Below are 17,235 nucleotides of genomic sequence, written 5' to 3'. Positions count from 1 at the left end.
AATAATGTCTTCAGTAGTAGTTGTAGGAACACAATGGGGCGATGAAGGAAAAGGTAAAATCACTGATTTTCTTTCTGAGCATGCGGAAGTAGTTGCAAGATATCAAGGTGGAAATAACGCGGGACATACAATTGTTTTCGGCGGAGTTAAATATAAATTACACTTAATTCCATCTGGTATTTTCTATAAAGAGAAAATTTGTGTAATCGGAAACGGATTAGTAGTAGATCCAAAAGCATTACTTGAAGAGTTAAAATACTTACACGATCGTGGTGTAAGTACTGATAATTTACGTGTAAGTAACCGTGCACATGTTATTTTACCTTACCACTTAAAGCAAGATGAGTTAGAAGAAGCAAGTAAAGGTGATAACAAAATCGGTACAACGAAAAAAGGTATCGGTCCTGCATATATGGATAAAGCTGCTCGTATTGGTATTCGTATGGCTGATCTTTTAGACCGTGAAGCATTTAAAGAGAAGCTTGAGCGCAATTTAGTAGAAAAAAATCGTTTATTTGAAAAAATGTACGATACAGAAGGTTTCACTGTAGAAGAAATTTTCGAAGAGTACTTCGAGTACGGGCAACAAATCGCGCAATATGTATGTGATACATCTGTTGTATTAAATGATGCATTAGATAATAATCACCGTGTATTATTTGAAGGTGCGCAAGGTGTTATGCTTGATATTGACCACGGTACGTACCCGTTCGTTACATCTTCTAACCCAATTGCTGGTGGTGTAACAGTTGGAACTGGAGTTGGTCCTGCGAAAGTTACTCGCGTTGTAGGTGTATGTAAAGCATATACAAGCCGCGTTGGTGATGGTCCATTCCCTACTGAGCTTCATGATGAAATTGGTCATCAAATTCGTGAAGTTGGTCGCGAGTATGGAACGACAACTGGTCGTCCACGCCGCGTAGGTTGGTTCGATAGCGTTGTTGTAAGACATGCACGTCGTGTTAGTGGTTTAACGGATCTATCATTAAATTCTATCGACGTTTTAACAGGTATTCCAACTCTTAAAATTTGTGTTGCTTACAAATACAATGGTGAAGTTATTGATGAAGTTCCAGCTAACTTAAACATTTTAGCAAAATGTGAGCCTGTATATGAAGAGCTTCCAGGTTGGGAAGAAGATATTACTGGTGTAAAATCATTAGATGAACTTCCTGAAAATGCACGAAAATACGTAGAACGTGTTTCTGAGTTAACAGGAATTCAAATATCTATGTTCTCAGTTGGACCAGATCGTAACCAAACAAATATTGTTCGTAACGTATACGAAGCTTAATTAATAGTGTTTAGAAAAAACTCATGTCTGCATGAGTTTTTTCTTATTCTTTTATAAAAAAACGAAAAAAGTATTGCAATAAATACAGAATACATGTTATGATACATCTTGTCGTCACGAAAATATGACGTTGGTGAGTATGAGCCATTAGCTCAGTTGGTAGAGCATCTGACTTTTAATCAGAGGGTCGAAGGTTCGAGTCCTTCATGGCTCACCATTTTATTTTTCGTGGCCCGTTGGTCAAGTGGTTAAGACACCGCCCTTTCACGGCGGTAACACGGGTTCGAATCCCGTACGGGTCATGTTTTTTTTGCTTATTTTTGGTCCCGTGGTGTAGTGGTTAACATGCCTGCCTGTCACGCAGGAGATCGCCGGTTCGACCCCGGTCGGGACCGCCACTTTTGTTTATACCACCATTAGTGGTTTTATATATAGTTTTGGCTCGGTAGCTCAGTCGGTAGAGCAGAGGACTGAAAATCCTCGTGTCGGCGGTTCGATTCCGTCCCGAGCCACTCTCAGGATATTAAGTGGGCCCACTTAATATCCTTTTTATTTATGTAATTTTACAAAACTGAGTAGTTATTTTAAAATAGAACGAGGAGCCTCTAGCAGTTGAAGCTAGAGGTTTTTCTATAGATCGTATAAGATGCCGTGTAAAAGTGGATCATACATGAGTCTATGAGAATAGAGGAGAAAATACTTAAACAAAGGATGCGGTCATATAGGACATACTATGTAAACATCAATATGTTTAGGGATTATTGACCATATTTTTATAAGGAGGAAATAGACGATGATGGGAAAGAAAATTTTAGTAGTTGATGATGAAAAGCCGATTGCAGATATTTTGAAGTTTAACTTAGAAAAAGAAGGTTTTGAAATAGTAATGGCGCATGATGGTGATGAAGCAATTGAAAAGGCTAATGAAGAGCAACCAGATATGGTTTTATTAGATATTATGCTACCAGGTAAAGACGGCTTAGAGGTTTGCCGTGAAATACGTAAAAGCTCAGAAATGCCGATTATTATGCTTACAGCAAAGGACTCTGAGATTGATAAAGTATTAGGGCTTGAGCTTGGGGCAGATGATTATGTAACGAAGCCATTTAGTACAAGGGAATTACTTGCTCGTGTGAAGGCGAATTTACGCCGCCATCAACAAGGTGGTGCTGCGGAAAAAGAAGAAAATACAGAAATGGTTATTGGACCAATTGTGATTAATCCAAATGCATATAGTGTAACGAAGCGCGAGGAAAATATCGAGCTTACACATCGTGAATTTGAGTTGCTACATTATTTAGCGAAACATTTAGGACAAGTTATGACACGCGAACATTTATTACAAACAGTTTGGGGTTATGACTATTTTGGAGATGTGCGCACAGTAGACGTTACAGTACGTCGTTTGCGTGAAAAAATTGAAGATAATCCAAGCCATCCTACTTTAATTGTAACTAGACGTGGAGTAGGGTATTACTTGCGTGACCCAGAGCAGGAATAGTATATGAAGAAAGTTGGTTTTTTTCAATCTATTCATTTAAAATTTGTGCTTATATATATGCTATTAATATTAATAGCGATGCAAGTTATTGGAGTATATTTCGTAAGGGAATTAGAGAAGAGCTTAGTACAAGGTTTTAGGGATTCTTTAACGCAGCAAACAAACTTATTATCATATAATTTGAAGCAAGAGTTTAAAAAAAGTTATACAAAAGCAGAAACAGAGTCAACAGATGAAACGATTAAAACTTCAATTCGAAAATTTGCCTCTGATCAGAAGAAAGTTATACAAGAGGTAAGCGTATTTGATTCGCACAGAAAGTTACTGGCTATTTCAGATGAATCAAAGCAGAATAAGGTGAATCGAACATCAACTGATATAGCTGTTCAGCGAGTATTAGTACAAAAAAAGCCGGAAGTGAAAATTGAGAAGGATGGTAGTACAGGTCATCGTGTTCAAGTTATGCTTACTCCGATTCTAGATGATAACGGTAAGGATGCGCTTGGTGTTATTTACATTGTGGCATCTATGGAAGATGTATATAAACAAATGAAGGATATAAATCAAATTTTTGCTACGGGAACAGTAATTGCTTTATTAGTAACGGCCGTACTTGGGATTTTATTGGCTCAAACAATTACAAGACCAATTTCAGATATGCGGAGACAAGCAATCGAAATGGCAAAAGGAAATTATTCCAGAAAAGTAAAAGTGCATAGCCATGATGAAATTGGACAACTGGCATTATCCTTCAATAATTTATCGAAAAAATTACAACAAGCTCGTTCTTCTACAGAAAGTGAAAGGCGTAAATTATCATCTGTTTTATCACATATGACAGATGGAGTAATTGCTACTGATCGAAAAGGGGATATTATTTTACTAAATGACCCTGCGGAAAAGATGTTAAATGTTTCTCGTGAAACAGCGCTCGATCAATCTGTTTTAGAGGTATTAGGGATACAGGAAGAATTTACGCTCGATCATTTATATGAAGAGCCAGATTCTGTTTTATTAGATTTTAGTACGAGAAACGAACCATATATTTTACGTGCTAGTTTCTCTGTTATTCAAAAAGAAACAGGGAAGGCAAACGGCTTAATTGCTGTACTATATGATGTAACAGAGCAGGAACGTATAGAACGGGAACGCCGTGAGTTTGTGGCAAATGTCTCTCATGAATTAAGGACGCCATTAACGACGATGCGCAGTTATTTAGAGGCACTTACAGATGGAGCATGGCAGGATCCAAATATTGCACCACAATTTTTAACGGTTACACAAGAAGAAACAGAAAGAATGATTAGACTTGTAAATGCGTTGTTACAGCTATCTAAACTGGATAGTACAGAGCATCGTTTAATGAAAGAATGGGTCGACTTTACTGATTTCTTTAATAATATTATTGATCGCTTTGAAATGTCTAAAGAGCAAAATGTAAGTTTCAAACGATCTTTCTCTAAGAAATCTAGATTTATTGATATGGATACTGACAAAATTACTCAAGTGCTGTATAACATTATTTCTAACGCATTAAAGTATTCGCCAGAAGGTGGAACAGTAACATATCGTTTACGTGATCGCGGTGATTTATTAGAAATTAGTGTAAGTGACCAAGGAATGGGTATTCCAAAAGAAAACGTTGATAAAATCTTTGAACGTTTTTATCGCGTAGATAAAGCTCGTTCAAGACAAATGGGTGGTACGGGACTTGGATTAGCAATTGCAAAAGAAATGATTGAGGCACATGGTGGCTCTATTTGGGCGAAGAGTGAAGAAGGAAAAGGGACAACTATTTATTTCACGTTACCAATGGCAGCAGATGAAGAGGACGATTGGGAATGAGTATGGAAAACTTTAAAACAATAGTTTTAATTAACCTAGTTGTAATTAGCCTATTTCTTACTTTTAATCTATGGACGTATGTGCCAGATTCTACATCCATGCAAAACGCGAAATTTGTACAGGGGAATGAAGGAATGAACCAAACTAAAATTTCCGATGTTGTCCGTCCTACTTCTATCATCGTGCATAAAGATAAAAATCATTATGGGAGCAGAAGAGAGGCAGATATAGAATCAATCTATAAGCCTCTAGAAGTAGGGGAACTACATGGTTTTAGAGAGATATCAATCACTAAGGGGGATTTCCTTTCATATGTGCATGGTGAAGGGAAAGTTGAACTTGTTTTCCCTACCGATATCCCATTTGATGCAGTTAAATCCATGTTCAACATGAAAGAGAAAAGTACAGATAAGCCTAAACATTTTAATCGTATTCTCCTTGATCCTTCTAGAAGTAAGGATCAAGAAATTAAAATTAACTTTGTTTCTGATGGTGATAACTTTAAAATATACGAGGCAAAATTAAGTGGCTTGTATTTAAAAGATATTGTAAATGCCCAAAATCAATTTATAGTATCAGCAAAACCTTATTTTGATTATCAACTTAATGATATGAAAAAATTATTTTTACCAGATGGAACGACAGAGTTAAGCAATATAACATATATTTCATCTAATTTAGCAGTTGATACGTTTAAGAATACTCTGTTTAGTGATCCTCGTTATTTAAGTCCGATTACCGAGATGTCGAAAGAAACATTTACAGATGGTATTAGATCCATGGAAATTGAAAACGATCGTCACATGCTAAAGTATAAAAACTCTTCTGTTTTAACTGAGAAAACGATAGATAATTTAATGCTTTTACAAAAAAGCTTTGAATTTGTAAGTGGTCACAGTGGGAGTTTGGATTCATATCGTTTGGACTATATGAATAAAGGAGAGACAGTATTTCGCTTAAATGAAGATGGATATCCAGTATTCAATGCAGATGGATTAGCGGAATTAAGACAAGTATGGGGATCAGAAGAAGTAATGGAATATGAAAGACCGTTGCTGTCTTTAAATACTAAAGGTATAGAACAGAAGGTTACTCTTCCGTCAGGGCATGTTGTAATAGCATCCCTAGAAAATAATCCAGAGATAAAGAAACAATTAATTAAGGATATTGGCATTGGATACAAGTTATCACTAGATGGGCAAGTGGTTCGACTACAACCAATTTGGTATGTAAAGCTTGTTGAAGATGAAACAGGTAAACAGAAAATCTATGAGTGGAGTGAGGGAGGACTAAATGGATTGGGATCGGATTAAAACCATATTTATTGTGACCTTTTTTGTTTTGGACCTCTTTCTCATTTTCCAATTCATTCAAAAGCAAGATAGTAATCAATTGGAGCTTATTGCAGAAACAAAGATAGATCAAGAATTAAAAGCAAATAAAATTACGATGGGAAATATCCCTAAAGAACCGAAAAAAGAGTCATTTATTAGAGCGGAAAATAAAGCCTTTAAAGAAGAAGATATACAGTCTTTGAAAAATCAAACGGTGCATATACAAAATATGTACAAGATAGAAAGTAAGCTAAAAGAGCCTTTTTTAAATACGAAATCATTATCAAAAGATAAGTATAATGAATTTTTGAAGAACTATGTATTGGATGGACAAAAGTATGAATTTGGAGCGGTGAAAGACTCTAAAATTTATTTCTTCCAAAAATATAAAGATAAGCCTATTTTCTATAATAATCAGGCGATGATTGTTGTGGAATTAAATGAAAAAAATGAACTTGTTTCATATACGCAGACAATGCTAACTGATTTAAAAGAAATGGGCGAAGGTGAAAAAACGAAAGAGCAAGAAATTATTACGGCTCAAACAGCTTTAGAAAATTTGTATTTAAAAAATAAAATTCATGGAAATACGCATGTTAAAGAAGCGCAAATTGGTTATGCCACTCTTACCGCATCTACTTCTAATAACCAAGTACTTGCTCCAACGTGGAATTTAAAAACGGAGCAGAAGCAGGACTTCTTTGTGAATGCAATTGAAGGACAAGTTATGGAATTAGGAGAAAAGGAAAATCAAGTGGTTGATGAACATACTGGAGTGAGAAAGAATGGGGTTGCATTTTAGCGTACTTGCAAGTGGAAGTACAGGAAATATGCTATACGTAGGAACCGATGAAAAAAAATTACTAGTCGACGCAGGTTTAAGTGGTAAAGCAACAGAGGCTTTATTTAAACAAGCAGAACTAAATATAAATGATGTATCAGGTATTCTTGTAACGCATGAGCATAGTGATCATATTAAAGGATTAGGTGTATTGGCACGTAAATATGATTTACCTGTTTATGCGAATGAGAAAACATGGAATGCAATGGAACATTTAATAGGAAATATCCCAACTGAACAAAAGTTTATTTTCTCAGTTGGTGATGTGAAAACATTTGGTGATATTGAAGTCGAGTCATTTGGAGTTTCTCATGATGCGGCAGAACCGATGTTTTATGCTTTCCATAACAATAATAGGAAATTAGCGCTTATTACAGATACGGGATACGTAAGTGACCGTATGAAGGGCGTTATTAAGGGAGCTAATGCTTTTGTATTTGAAAGTAATCATGATGTAGAAATGCTTCGTATGGGACGTTATCCATGGAGCATTAAACGACGTATTTTAAGTGACGTTGGGCATGTTTGTAATGAGGATGCTGCATTAGCGATGGCAGATGTAATTACAGATGAGACAAAGCATATTTATTTAGCCCATTTAAGCTTAGATAATAACATGAAAGAACTAGCGCGTATGTCAGTATCACAAGTACTAGAGGAAAAAGGATTTGGAGTGGGTGAATCCTTTGAAATTCACGATACAGATCCAAAAATGCCTACAAAAATTCAATACGTATAATTCTTCATTTTAGTAAACAATAAAGGTGAATATAGTTGTTTTCAGGAAGATAGGTGAACAAATATGTCCTTTATTGATGAAGAAAGTTATCGTATGAAACGTGCAGGAAAAAAGAAGCACAAAGGTATAGTTCTTTCGAGTATAGCGGGAACAATTGTAGGAGCTTCTTTATTTGCGTTTGGAGCGCCTTTATTTTCGAATTCTGCTGATACGCTTCCGCAAGCTGAAGCAAGCGAAAGTAATATGGCTGAAGCTCAAGGGATTAAACAGATTAGCTTTGTAGATGCTGTTGATCGTGCATCTGAAGCTGTTGTGGGTGTTATTAACATTCAACGAGATAATTTTTCAGAGGCAGATTCAGAGGCCGGTACAGGATCAGGAGTAATTTATAAAAAGACAGATGGTCAAGCTTATATTGTAACGAATAATCATGTTGTAGCTGGAGCGAATCGTATTGAAGTAAGTCTAAGTGATGGTAAGAAGGTTCCTGGAAAAGTATTAGGAACCGATGTAGTCACAGATTTAGCTGTATTAGAAATAGATGCAAAGCATGTGAAAAAAATAATTGAAATTGGCGATTCTAATACTGTTCGCAGAGGAGAACCAGTTATTGCGATTGGAAACCCACTTGGACTGCAATTTTCTGGAACAGTTACACAAGGTATTATTTCAGCTAATGAACGTATTGTCCCTGTAGATTTAGATCAAGATGGACATTATGATTGGCAAGTAGAAGTGTTACAAACAGATGCAGCGATTAATCCGGGGAATAGTGGTGGTGCGCTTGTAAATGCAGCAGGACAATTAATTGGTATTAATTCAATGAAAATTGCTGCAAAAGAAGTAGAAGGAATCGGCCTTGCTATTCCGGTGACTAGAGCTGTTCCGATTATGAATGAACTTGAGAAGTATGGAAAAGTAAGAAGACCGTATGTTGGGATTGAACTTAGGTCATTAAATGAAATCCCAAACTATTATTGGTCAAAAACATTACATTTACCAGGTACTGTAACAGAGGGCGTTTGTATTTTGGATGTGAAAAGTCCTTCGCCAGGTGCGGATGCTGGTTTAAGAGAACATGATGTTATTGTGGCAGTAGATGGAAAACCGATTCGCGATATTATTGGATTCCGTACGGCCTTATATGATAAGGAAATTAATGATAAAATGACCCTTACGTTTTATCGTGGTACAAAAAGAGTAACAACAACAGTGAAATTAGGCATTCAAAAGTATTAAAAACAGGAGGGCCTACCTCCTGTTTTCTATTGTAGAAAAGTGAGGTGTAGAAAATGAATTTACCTTGTTGTTTAGAACATGTTGAATTAGCGTTAGATATTATTGTGGATGAGTGTGAAGTTGCACCAGTTATCAACAATGTGGATAACTCGGGAAAAGAGAAAAAAACATGTGAATTTTGTCAAAATGAGGCGACATATGTTGTATCGAACACAGATTCTCACACAATATGTGGGTAGTATTTGTGGATATGTGGATAAGTTTTGTGGATAACATGTTTGTAAGGTGGAGGATACGTGTGAATATCTCGATTATTTCAATTGGGAAATTAAAAGAAAAATATTTGAAACAAGGTATAGCAGAATACTTAAAACGATTATCTGCATACGCAAAAGTAGAAGTAATTGAATTACCTGATGAAAAGGCGCCAGAAAATTTAAGTGAAGCAGAAATGTTAATTGTAAAGGAAAAAGAAGGTATACGTATACTCGATAAAATTTCTGATGACACGCATGTGATTGCATTAGCTATAGAAGGAAAGCAAAAGTCATCAGAAGAATTTGCGGTAAGTCTAGATCGCCTTGCTACATACGGAAAGAGTAAAGTCGCATTTGTAATTGGTGGATCACTTGGACTAAGCTCAGGAGTGATGAAGCGTTCAAATGAATCACTTTCTTTTTCAAAGATGACATTACCACACCAATTAATGCGATTAGTGTTGCTTGAGCAAGTGTATAGAGCGTTTCGGATTAATCGTGGAGAACCGTATCATAAGTAATGTATTCTATGTAAAACACTGATATTATCATATTTATTTTATTATGCCTATAATTGGAGGCTATGTGAATGGTAAGTGATCAGACGAGATATTCTAGACTCGCAAATATAACAAAAATAATAAATACGAAATTAGAACTACGTGACGTATTACAGCGTGTGACAATGGCGATATCAGAGGAAATTGTTAGGTGCGATGCTGTTGGAATTTATTTACCCCAGGAAGATGGAACATTTAGAGGGTTTGCAGGAAAACCAGAGACTATAAATGGCGTAACGCTCGATACTCAAGTAATTGATCCTGAAATAGACTTACTGGCAAAAGAGGTTATTGAAACGAAAAAAACCATCTATATTCCTGATACCTCAAAGGATCATCGACCAGATCCGAGACCGGTTAATGCATTCAAAATTAAGTCCTTATTAGCTTTGCCTATCTCATTTGGGCAAGAGTTATTTGGTCTAGTTTTTTTATTTGATTATGGAATTCCGATGAACTTAACAGATTCAGAAATTCAAAGTGTTGAAGCTTATGTAAATATGGCTGCGGTTGCAATTCAAAACACAAATAATTTAAAACAAAAGGAAAACCTTATTGCTGAGAAGCAGCTGTTACTAAATGTTACACGTGATTTATCAATGTGTTCCTCGATACAGGAGAGTTTTGATAAATGCTTTTTTTACCTAGAACAGATTTTAGAGAGTAAAAATATGACTGCTCATCTTCTAGATCCGCTAGATAAAACAACAATTAAAACAACGAAATTAAGTAAGGGCTGTCATTGGACAGAAGCGGATTGGACAGAGAAAAGCTATGAAGCCAAGATTCAAGAAGTTATTCAAACAAAAAATATAGATAGTAAGGGTCTATTGATGATTCCATTGGTTTCAATTGGAGAAGTATTAGGGGTAATCGTCGTTGGCAAAGAAGGAAAAGCTCACAATTATGATCATTCTCAACTTCAACTAGCAAAATCTATCGTTGATGCCACAGCCCCTACGTTTTCGAATTTGTCATATATGGATCAACTAGAAAGCATAGTGGAAGAGCGAACGAGAGAGCTAGCTGCTGCTAATGAAAAAGTTACAAGTGTGATTGAATGTATTACGGATGGATTTTTTATTTTAAATAATAAATGGGAATTTACGTACGTAAATAAGCACCAATATTTTCCGCAAAGAAAAACAGCAAAAGATGTATTAGGAAAGAATATATGGGATGTTTTCCCGAGTGAAATCGACACAGTTATGTATAAGGAATTTCATCGTGCGATGTCAGAGCGAACTACAGTTCATTTCGAATTTCTTTCTACTGCAGATGAATATTGGCACGAAGTTATTGCATACCCGTATGATGATGGTATTTGTTGTATTTTTAAAAACATAACGGAAAAAAAGAAATATGAACAGGAATTGAAAAGATTATCCAACATAGATTTAATAGGGCAAATGGCAGCAGGTATCAGCCATGAAATTAGAAATCCAATGACAACAGTACTAGGATTTTTACAGTTATTAAAAGAAGAGAATACCTATGAGAAACATAATAAGTACTTTCATTTAATGATTGAAGAACTTAACCGTGCCAATTCTATTATTACTGAATTTCTCTCAATGGGTAATACAAGGAAATCGGATTTGCAGATGTTAGATTTAAATTCAATTATCCGCGATATTATTCCTTTAATAAAGATTGATACGTACAATCAAAATAAATATATTCAAGTCGATACAAATGACATTCCAGAATTACTTTTAAATCGTAATGAAATACGGCAATTATTAATGAATCTATATCGTAATGGCTTAGAAGCGATGAATACAGGGAAAGCTCTAACCATTAGCACTTACAAGGAAGGTCAAAATTGTGTGGTGCTTGCAGTGCGGGATCAAGGAAAAGGTATCAGGCCTGAAGTATTAGAGAAACTGGGTACGCCGTTTTACACGACCAAAGATAATGGAACTGGATTGGGGTTAGGTGTATGTTATGCCATTGCTGCCCGCCATAATGCAAAAATAGAAATTCAAACAGGATCGGAAGGCACTACCTTTTTTGTTAAATTTAATTATGAAAATAATAAAAAATAACCTTATTTAGAATAGTTACGATGAACCGTATCATAAATAAATTTATTCTTTGCATATAAAAGGATAAAAAGACCATTGGACAAAAATTACCGATGGTCTTTTAAATATTATTAGATGGTATGTAGATTTCCTAAAATAAGTATGTTTCTATTTCCATAAAAATATGCTGTAATATGAAGAGGAAAAAGTATAAGTAGTTAGAGAAGTGAGGAATTAAAGGTGAAGAAGTTTAAGAAGTTTTACTTGGAGATTACGAGTGTATGTAATCTTGCGTGTAGCTTTTGTCCGCCGACGGAAAGGCAGAAGCAATTCATTTCTGTGGAGGATTTTGCTAAAAGATTAGACCAAATTAAACCTCACACAGACTACATTTATTTGCACGTGAAGGGTGAGCCGTTGCTCCACCCGAAAATAGATCAACTATTAGACTTAAGTCATGAAAAAGGGTTTAAAGTTAATATTACAACGAACGGAACGTTAATTAATAAGAGAAGACATAGGCTGTTAAATAAGCCTGCGTTAAGACAAATGAATTTTTCACTGCATAGTTTTGATGGACATCCAGGTTCGCAAGATAAAGAGGGCTATGTAAGGAGTATACTTTCCTTCATTAGGGAAGCGACAAGTCAATCAGATTTAATTGTATCGTTAAGGTTATGGAATTTAACTCAGGATAATAAAACGAATGCTGAAATCCAGAAAAATAGAGAGTTATTATCTATAATTGAAAATGAATTTGATCTATCTTATCAAATTGAAGAGAAGCTTACACCAGGAAAAGGTATAAAAATTGCAGAACGTGTCTTTATTAATCAAGACTATGAATTCCAGTGGCCAGCATTACATGAAGAAGAGGATGATGGGAAAGGATTCTGTCATGGACTTCGTAATCAAGCGGGTATTTTAGCGAATGGAACAGTTATTCCTTGTTGTTTAGATGGTGAAGGGATTATTAACCTTGGGAATATTAATAATGATTCATTTTCTAACATTATCGAAGGTGAAAGAGCAACAAACATTGTCGATGGATTTTCGAAAAGAGTTGCGGTTGAAGAACTTTGCAGGAAATGTGGATATCGCAAACGGTTTGGGAAGTAAATATGAAATAAGCCCTCATAAAGCGAGGGCTTATTTTTTATACTTGATAAGAATGCTCTAATTTATCAATTAATGAACCAACGTAAGAAACAGCTTTACGGATTGCGTCTGGTTTTGACATATCTACTCCGGCATGTTTCATTGTACCACCAGCGATCAATAGCAGGTTGTCCTTCCTCTTTAATCATTTGAGCTACTGCAGTGGATGCAGTGTGTGCTGCCTTTTTTGTAGTATTTCTAGTAACGATTTACGGAAAGGTTCAAGTTTTGTTTCTTCAGTTAAATATTTTTCAATTGTTCCTTCGCCGAATATGAGGATTTCATTATGAATAAAGGATAGTGCAGTATGTACTTTCGTCCATAAAGCAGAAATTTTGGAAGAGTTCGCTTGAATACTTGGCTTTGTACGATCAGTAGATTCTTTTAAATTTGCATATGAGTACAGTTTTGTTAACGTCATTAAAAGTTCTTCTTCTAAAAGTAGGCAATTTAATAAAGTGTGGGAGCTAGTATGTAAATGTCCTTTAAATGAATCAAGTTTCTGTATATCATTTTCCAATGCGTTTAATGCAGTATGCTATTCGGCATCAGAATTATACAAATCGGATAAATCCCATGTTAGTTCAGCAGGTACCTCTGCGCAATTAAGACGATTTTCTATTACATTTTTCAAGTCGTATATCCTCCTTATTAAGACTATCTAAAAATATAATAATAGAAAATTCGGTTAAATTAAAATATTTTTCATTTTTATATACAAAAAAGAAGGACAAGCATGAAAATGCTTGTCCTTCAAGTTAATTTAAGAATTAATATACTTTGTCACCATTGAAAATCGAGTTTTTCACGACAACATAATCTACAGTACGAATAGCATCTAATTTTGTTCCACCAGCGTAAGAGATAGAAGATTGAAGATCTTGTTCCATTTCGATTAACGTATCTTCTAAAGAACCTTTATGCTCAACGAACATTTTCTTACCTTCAACGTTTTTCTTCTCACCCTTTTGGAATTCAGAAGCAGAACCGAAGTATTCTTTATAAAGTTTGCCATCTCTTTCAATTGTTTCCCCTGGAGACTCTTCGTGACCAGCGAATAGAGAACCGATCATGACCATAGTTGCCCCAAATCGTATAGATTTAGCTACGTCGCCGTGTGTACGAATACCACCATCAGCGATAATTGGCTTACTTGCAGCTTTTGCACACCAGCGAAGTGCAGCTAGCTGCCAACCACCAGTTCCGAAGCCTGTTTTAATTTTAGTAATACAAACTTTACCAGGTCCAATACCAACTTTTGTTGCATCGGCACCAGCATTTTCTAATTCTCTTACCGCTTCTGGAGTTCCAACGTTTCCAGCGATAACGAAGCTCTCTGGTAAATGTTTTTTAATATGTTGAATCATGTTGATCACAGCATTAGAATGACCGTGTGCGATATCAATCGTGATATATTCAGGTGTCAGTTGCTCAGCAGCTAATTGTTGTACGAATTCATATTCGTCCTCTTTTACACCAACGCTGATAGAAGCGATTAATCCACGTGATTGCATATCTCTAATGAATGAGATTCGTTTCTCTGGTTGGAAACGATGCATGATATAAAAGTAGTTGTTCTCAGCTAAATAAGTTGCAATTCTTTCATCAATAATCGTTTGCATATTTGCAGGTACGACAGGTAATTTAAATTTATGTTTTCCTAAAGTGACAGTTGTATCACATTCAGAGCGGCTATTTACAATACATTTTGCAGGAATTAATTGAATATCTTCATAGTCGAATACGTTTTCCATCATTTACACCCCTAAAATACGAATATTTTATTTTTATTAATCAAAAATGTTCGTCCATAGGATAATTTACATTATTTTTATTAAGAAGTCAAAGGATTTCTTAACGTTTTTTGAAAAAGTAGATTTTATATCTGAAAAAGAACGTTAAAAACGAATTTAAAACGTTTTTTCATTTGTATTGTTCGTTTATGAGAAGGGTTGAAAAATTAAGATAATTATACAAGGTTGTATGTATTCTTTTTATCTTTTTTGAGTGGATGTAGGATACTATGAAAAGGTTAATGCTAACAATACGAGCAAAAGATGTTATCAAGTAGTTGAACATTATATGAAATGATAAGGTTTATTTCTATATAAAAAGATGAATCTGGCATGATCCACCTTTTTATGTGAGGTTTCAAGTATAATAAGTAGGGTGATAGTAATGTATACAAAAGATAAAAAAGAAAATAATACAAAATAAAATGAGGTTAATATATGAGTAAAAAAAGTTTTTCTGATTATAAACTAAGTACGGAAATCGTAAGGGCACTTACTGGGTTAGGATATAATCATCCAACAGAAGTACAAGGTGAGGTTATTCCAGTTGCATTAGAAAAGAAGGATCTTGTTGTGAAGTCCCAGACTGGAAGTGGAAAAACAGCTTCATTTGGTATTCCACTTTGTGAAATGGTGGAGTGGGAAGAGAATAAACCACAAGCATTAGTTTTAACACCAACGAGAGAGCTTGCGGTACAGGTAAAAGAAGATATTACAAATATAGGTCGATTCAAAAGGATTAAGGCTGCGGCAGTTTATGGGAAATCTCCATTTGCACGTCAAAAATTAGAATTAAAGCAAAAGACACATATTGTAGTTGGTACTCCTGGTCGTGTGTTGGATCATATTGAGAAGGGTACCCTTTCTTTAGAGTGTTTGAAGTATTTAGTTATTGATGAAGCAGATGAGATGCTAAATATGGGCTTTATCGATCAAGTGGAGGCAATTATTGATGAATTACCTACAAAAAGAATGACGATGTTATTTTCAGCAACACTTCCAGAAGATGTTGAGAAATTGTCTCGTACATATATGAATTCACCAATTCATATTGAAATTAAAGCAGCTGGGATTACGACGGATAAAATTGAACATACTCTTTTTGAGGTGATAGAAGACGAGAAGCTTTCACTACTTAAAGATGTAACAACGATTGAGAATCCTGATAGCTGTATTATTTTCTGTCGTACACAAGAAAATGTAGATCATGTATATAGACAATTAAAACGAGCTAACTATCCTTGTGACAAAATACATGGTGGTATGGTACAAGAAGATCGTTTTGAAGTCATGGATGATTTTAGAAAAGGAAAATTCCGTTATTTAGTAGCAACAGATGTAGCTGCGAGAGGAATTGATATTGATAATATTACACATGTTATTAATTATGATATTCCACTTGAAAAAGAAAGCTACGTACATCGTACTGGAAGAACGGGACGAGCTGGAAATAGTGGAAAAGCTATTACATTTATAACACCATATGAAAATAGATTTTTAGAAGAGATTGAGGAGTATATTGGATTTGAAATTCCAAAGGCAATTGGACCTTCAAAAGAAGAAGTTATGAAAGAGAAAGCTGCATTTGAAGAAAAGATACATGCTAAACCAATTATAAAGAAAGATAAAAATACAGATATCAACAAAGGCATTATGAAGCTGTACTTTAATGGCGGGAAGAAAAAGAAAATTAGGGCGGTAGATTTCGTCGGTACAATTGCTAAAATTAAAGGTGTTACAGCAGAAGATATAGGTATTATTACGATACAAGATAATGTTTCTTACGTTGAAATATTAAATGGAAAAGGACCACTTGTCTTGAAAGTCATGAAGACTACAACGATTAAAGGGAAACAACTAAAAGTTCATGAAGCAATTAAGTAAATAAAAAACTATCCACTTTAATAGGTGGATAGTTTTTTATTTATGATTCTTTTAAATCATCCACTAGTTGCTCCGCTAAACGTCTATACATATTACTCATAGTGACGAAGGATGTTAGTAGTAGAAATTTTTCTAGCTTTGTATCTTCTAAGGAAGAAATCTCATTTACTTCTGTAACACGGTTATTTACGTCTTGTTTAAAGCTTTCGACATTGCTTTCAGTAAGAGCAAGATAATTTTTGTATAACGTATTTAATTCGAATGAATCATCATTTAATAAGGAGTCATTTATAGTTTCTAATGAACTTTTTATGTCGTTAATGGAGAGAGCTCCCTTTAATTGATAAATTAGGCTAATTAAAATCATATGCTCTTTTGAATACTTTTTATTTTTGATAGGGATGAATAGTTTCCCTTTTGCGTAATTATTAATCATCGTTTTTGTTAATACTTTTTCATCATCAGTTCTCGTTGTATCTGCATAAGTATTCTCAAATAGTTGGACAACTTGGTCTACATATAAGTCAACATTTGGAATATCCTCAAGTTTAATGTTTTTTTCTAAATGTAATGTCTTAAGTAATTCATTTATATTTTCCACGTAGAATCCCTCACTTTTATAACTTAGTGGAACTTAATGTTTAATATATCTTTAAATATGGTATTACGAAACAAATGAATTGTAAATGTTGACCTTAAAAAGAAATATGTATATAATTACATGTAGTTATTGAAACTACATGTAATTATATGAGGGGTGTTA

Annotated in this window: 15 protein-coding genes, 4 tRNA genes and 1 pseudogene; 16 read left to right on the top strand and 4 right to left on the bottom strand. The window is 34.7% G+C overall.

Annotated elements, in window-relative coordinates; all coding sequences use genetic code 11:
* Positions 1-4: 4 nt before the first annotated feature.
* The 15 genes from DN407_RS27015 (at position 5) to DN407_RS26945 (ending at position 12,756) form a co-directional block, all read left to right on the top strand.
* On the top strand, positions 5-1,294 hold the full coding sequence (locus tag DN407_RS27015) for an adenylosuccinate synthase (RefSeq protein WP_000100238.1): 1,290 nt from the start codon (positions 5-7) through the stop codon (positions 1,292-1,294).
* 141 nt (positions 1,295-1,435) lie between these two features.
* A tRNA-Lys gene (locus DN407_RS27010) sits at positions 1,436-1,511 on the top strand.
* A gap of 13 nt (positions 1,512-1,524) precedes the next feature.
* Positions 1,525-1,596, top strand: a tRNA-Glu gene (locus DN407_RS27005).
* A gap of 20 nt (positions 1,597-1,616) precedes the next feature.
* A tRNA-Asp gene (locus DN407_RS27000) sits at positions 1,617-1,692 on the top strand.
* A 41-nt stretch (positions 1,693-1,733) separates the two neighbouring features.
* A tRNA-Phe gene (locus tag DN407_RS26995) sits at positions 1,734-1,806 on the top strand.
* Between the two features lie 281 nt (positions 1,807-2,087).
* A complete protein-coding gene (gene walR, locus DN407_RS26990) occupies positions 2,088-2,795 on the top strand; it encodes a cell wall metabolism DNA-binding response regulator WalR (RefSeq protein WP_000971865.1) in 708 nt (235 codons plus the stop codon).
* A 3-nt stretch (positions 2,796-2,798) separates the two neighbouring features.
* Positions 2,799-4,640 carry a cell wall metabolism sensor histidine kinase WalK gene (walK, locus tag DN407_RS26985; RefSeq protein ID WP_000755367.1) on the top strand — a complete coding sequence of 614 codons (1,842 nt, stop codon included), beginning with the start codon at positions 2,799-2,801 and terminating at the stop codon, positions 4,638-4,640.
* Entirely contained in the window at positions 4,637-5,953 is a 1,317-nt protein-coding gene (locus DN407_RS26980) for a YycH family regulatory protein (RefSeq protein ID WP_016111063.1), read from the top strand. The genes walK and DN407_RS26980 overlap by 4 nt, the downstream gene beginning before the upstream one ends.
* A complete protein-coding gene (locus DN407_RS26975) occupies positions 5,934-6,776 on the top strand; it encodes a two-component system regulatory protein YycI (RefSeq protein WP_000383740.1) in 843 nt (280 codons plus the stop codon). The genes DN407_RS26980 and DN407_RS26975 overlap by 20 nt, the downstream gene beginning before the upstream one ends.
* Positions 6,760-7,554, top strand: coding sequence for an MBL fold metallo-hydrolase (locus DN407_RS26970; RefSeq protein WP_000522837.1), 795 nt, complete (start codon positions 6,760-6,762; stop codon positions 7,552-7,554). The genes DN407_RS26975 and DN407_RS26970 overlap by 17 nt, the downstream gene beginning before the upstream one ends.
* Positions 7,555-7,617: 63 nt before the next feature.
* Positions 7,618-8,793 carry a S1C family serine protease gene (locus DN407_RS26965; RefSeq protein ID WP_149216737.1) on the top strand — a complete coding sequence of 392 codons (1,176 nt, stop codon included), beginning with the start codon at positions 7,618-7,620 and terminating at the stop codon, positions 8,791-8,793.
* Positions 8,794-8,846: 53 nt separating this feature from the next.
* Positions 8,847-9,032, top strand: a complete 186-nt coding sequence (locus tag DN407_RS26960; protein WP_001052831.1) for a CxxH/CxxC protein — start codon at positions 8,847-8,849, stop codon at positions 9,030-9,032.
* 59 nt (positions 9,033-9,091) lie between these two features.
* On the top strand, positions 9,092-9,571 hold the full coding sequence (rlmH, locus tag DN407_RS26955) for a 23S rRNA (pseudouridine(1915)-N(3))-methyltransferase RlmH (RefSeq protein ID WP_065702722.1): 480 nt from the start codon (positions 9,092-9,094) through the stop codon (positions 9,569-9,571).
* A gap of 68 nt (positions 9,572-9,639) precedes the next feature.
* Entirely contained in the window at positions 9,640-11,658 is a 2,019-nt protein-coding gene (locus tag DN407_RS26950) for a GAF domain-containing sensor histidine kinase (RefSeq protein WP_065702724.1), read from the top strand.
* Between the two features lie 219 nt (positions 11,659-11,877).
* Positions 11,878-12,756, top strand: a complete 879-nt coding sequence (locus DN407_RS26945; protein ID WP_000713633.1) for a radical SAM/SPASM domain-containing protein — start codon at positions 11,878-11,880, stop codon at positions 12,754-12,756.
* Between the two features lie 37 nt (positions 12,757-12,793).
* Here DN407_RS26945 and DN407_RS26940 read toward each other — a convergent pair whose 3' ends face one another.
* The 3 genes and pseudogenes from DN407_RS26940 to guaC form a co-directional block, all read right to left on the bottom strand.
* Positions 12,794-12,898 (bottom strand): oligoendopeptidase F, encoded by a 105-nt coding sequence (locus DN407_RS26940; RefSeq protein WP_009327392.1) that lies wholly within the window; start codon positions 12,896-12,898, stop codon positions 12,794-12,796.
* Positions 12,899-12,958: 60 nt separating this feature from the next.
* Positions 12,959-13,429 (bottom strand): annotated as a pseudogene (locus tag DN407_RS26935) (oligoendopeptidase F); the annotation flags it as partial.
* Positions 13,430-13,565: 136 nt separating this feature from the next.
* On the bottom strand, positions 13,566-14,549 hold the full coding sequence (gene guaC / locus DN407_RS26930) for a GMP reductase (RefSeq protein WP_000432447.1): 984 nt from the start codon (positions 14,547-14,549) through the stop codon (positions 13,566-13,568).
* Positions 14,550-15,026: 477 nt separating this feature from the next.
* Between guaC and DN407_RS26925 the strand changes: the two genes are divergently transcribed.
* Entirely contained in the window at positions 15,027-16,472 is a 1,446-nt protein-coding gene (locus DN407_RS26925; RefSeq protein WP_149216736.1) for a DEAD/DEAH box helicase, read from the top strand.
* Positions 16,473-16,512: 40 nt separating this feature from the next.
* Here the strand turns inward: DN407_RS26925 and DN407_RS26920 are convergent, their stop codons facing one another.
* The gene (locus DN407_RS26920) at positions 16,513-17,073 is read right to left on the bottom strand and encodes a DUF1836 domain-containing protein (protein ID WP_000427884.1); all 561 of its coding nucleotides are present in this window, start codon (positions 17,071-17,073) and stop codon (positions 16,513-16,515) included.
* Positions 17,074-17,235: the final 162 nt, after the last annotated feature.

Origin of the sequence: Bacillus sp. JAS24-2 (assembly GCF_008274905.1) — a bacterium.
Taxonomy (GTDB): domain Bacteria; phylum Bacillota; class Bacilli; order Bacillales; family Bacillaceae_G; genus Bacillus_A; species Bacillus_A cereus.
The sequence above is the reverse complement of the archived record's forward strand: the minus strand, read 5'-3'. Positions and strand labels throughout refer to the sequence as shown.

Bases quoted from the DNA above. Each gene is read 5' to 3' on its own strand.
- DN407_RS27015 (WP_000100238.1), top strand. From the start codon at position 5: ATGTCTTCAGTAGTAGTTGTAGGAACACAATGGGGCGATGAAGGAAAA.
- walR (WP_000971865.1), top strand. From the start codon at position 2,088: ATGATGGGAAAGAAAATTTTAGTAGTTGATGATGAAAAGCCGATTGCA.
- walK (WP_000755367.1), top strand. From the start codon at position 2,799: ATGAAGAAAGTTGGTTTTTTTCAATCTATTCATTTAAAATTTGTGCTT.
- DN407_RS26980 (WP_016111063.1), top strand. From the start codon at position 4,637: ATGAGTATGGAAAACTTTAAAACAATAGTTTTAATTAACCTAGTTGTA.
- DN407_RS26975 (WP_000383740.1), top strand. From the start codon at position 5,934: ATGGATTGGGATCGGATTAAAACCATATTTATTGTGACCTTTTTTGTT.
- DN407_RS26970 (WP_000522837.1), top strand. From the start codon at position 6,760: ATGGGGTTGCATTTTAGCGTACTTGCAAGTGGAAGTACAGGAAATATG.
- DN407_RS26965 (WP_149216737.1), top strand. From the start codon at position 7,618: ATGTCCTTTATTGATGAAGAAAGTTATCGTATGAAACGTGCAGGAAAA.
- DN407_RS26960 (WP_001052831.1), top strand. From the start codon at position 8,847: ATGAATTTACCTTGTTGTTTAGAACATGTTGAATTAGCGTTAGATATT.
- DN407_RS26950 (WP_065702724.1), top strand. From the start codon at position 9,640: ATGGTAAGTGATCAGACGAGATATTCTAGACTCGCAAATATAACAAAA.
- DN407_RS26940 (WP_009327392.1), bottom strand. From the start codon at position 12,898: ATGAAACATGCCGGAGTAGATATGTCAAAACCAGACGCAATCCGTAAA.
- guaC (WP_000432447.1), bottom strand. From the start codon at position 14,549: ATGGAAAACGTATTCGACTATGAAGATATTCAATTAATTCCTGCAAAA.
- DN407_RS26925 (WP_149216736.1), top strand. From the start codon at position 15,027: ATGAGTAAAAAAAGTTTTTCTGATTATAAACTAAGTACGGAAATCGTA.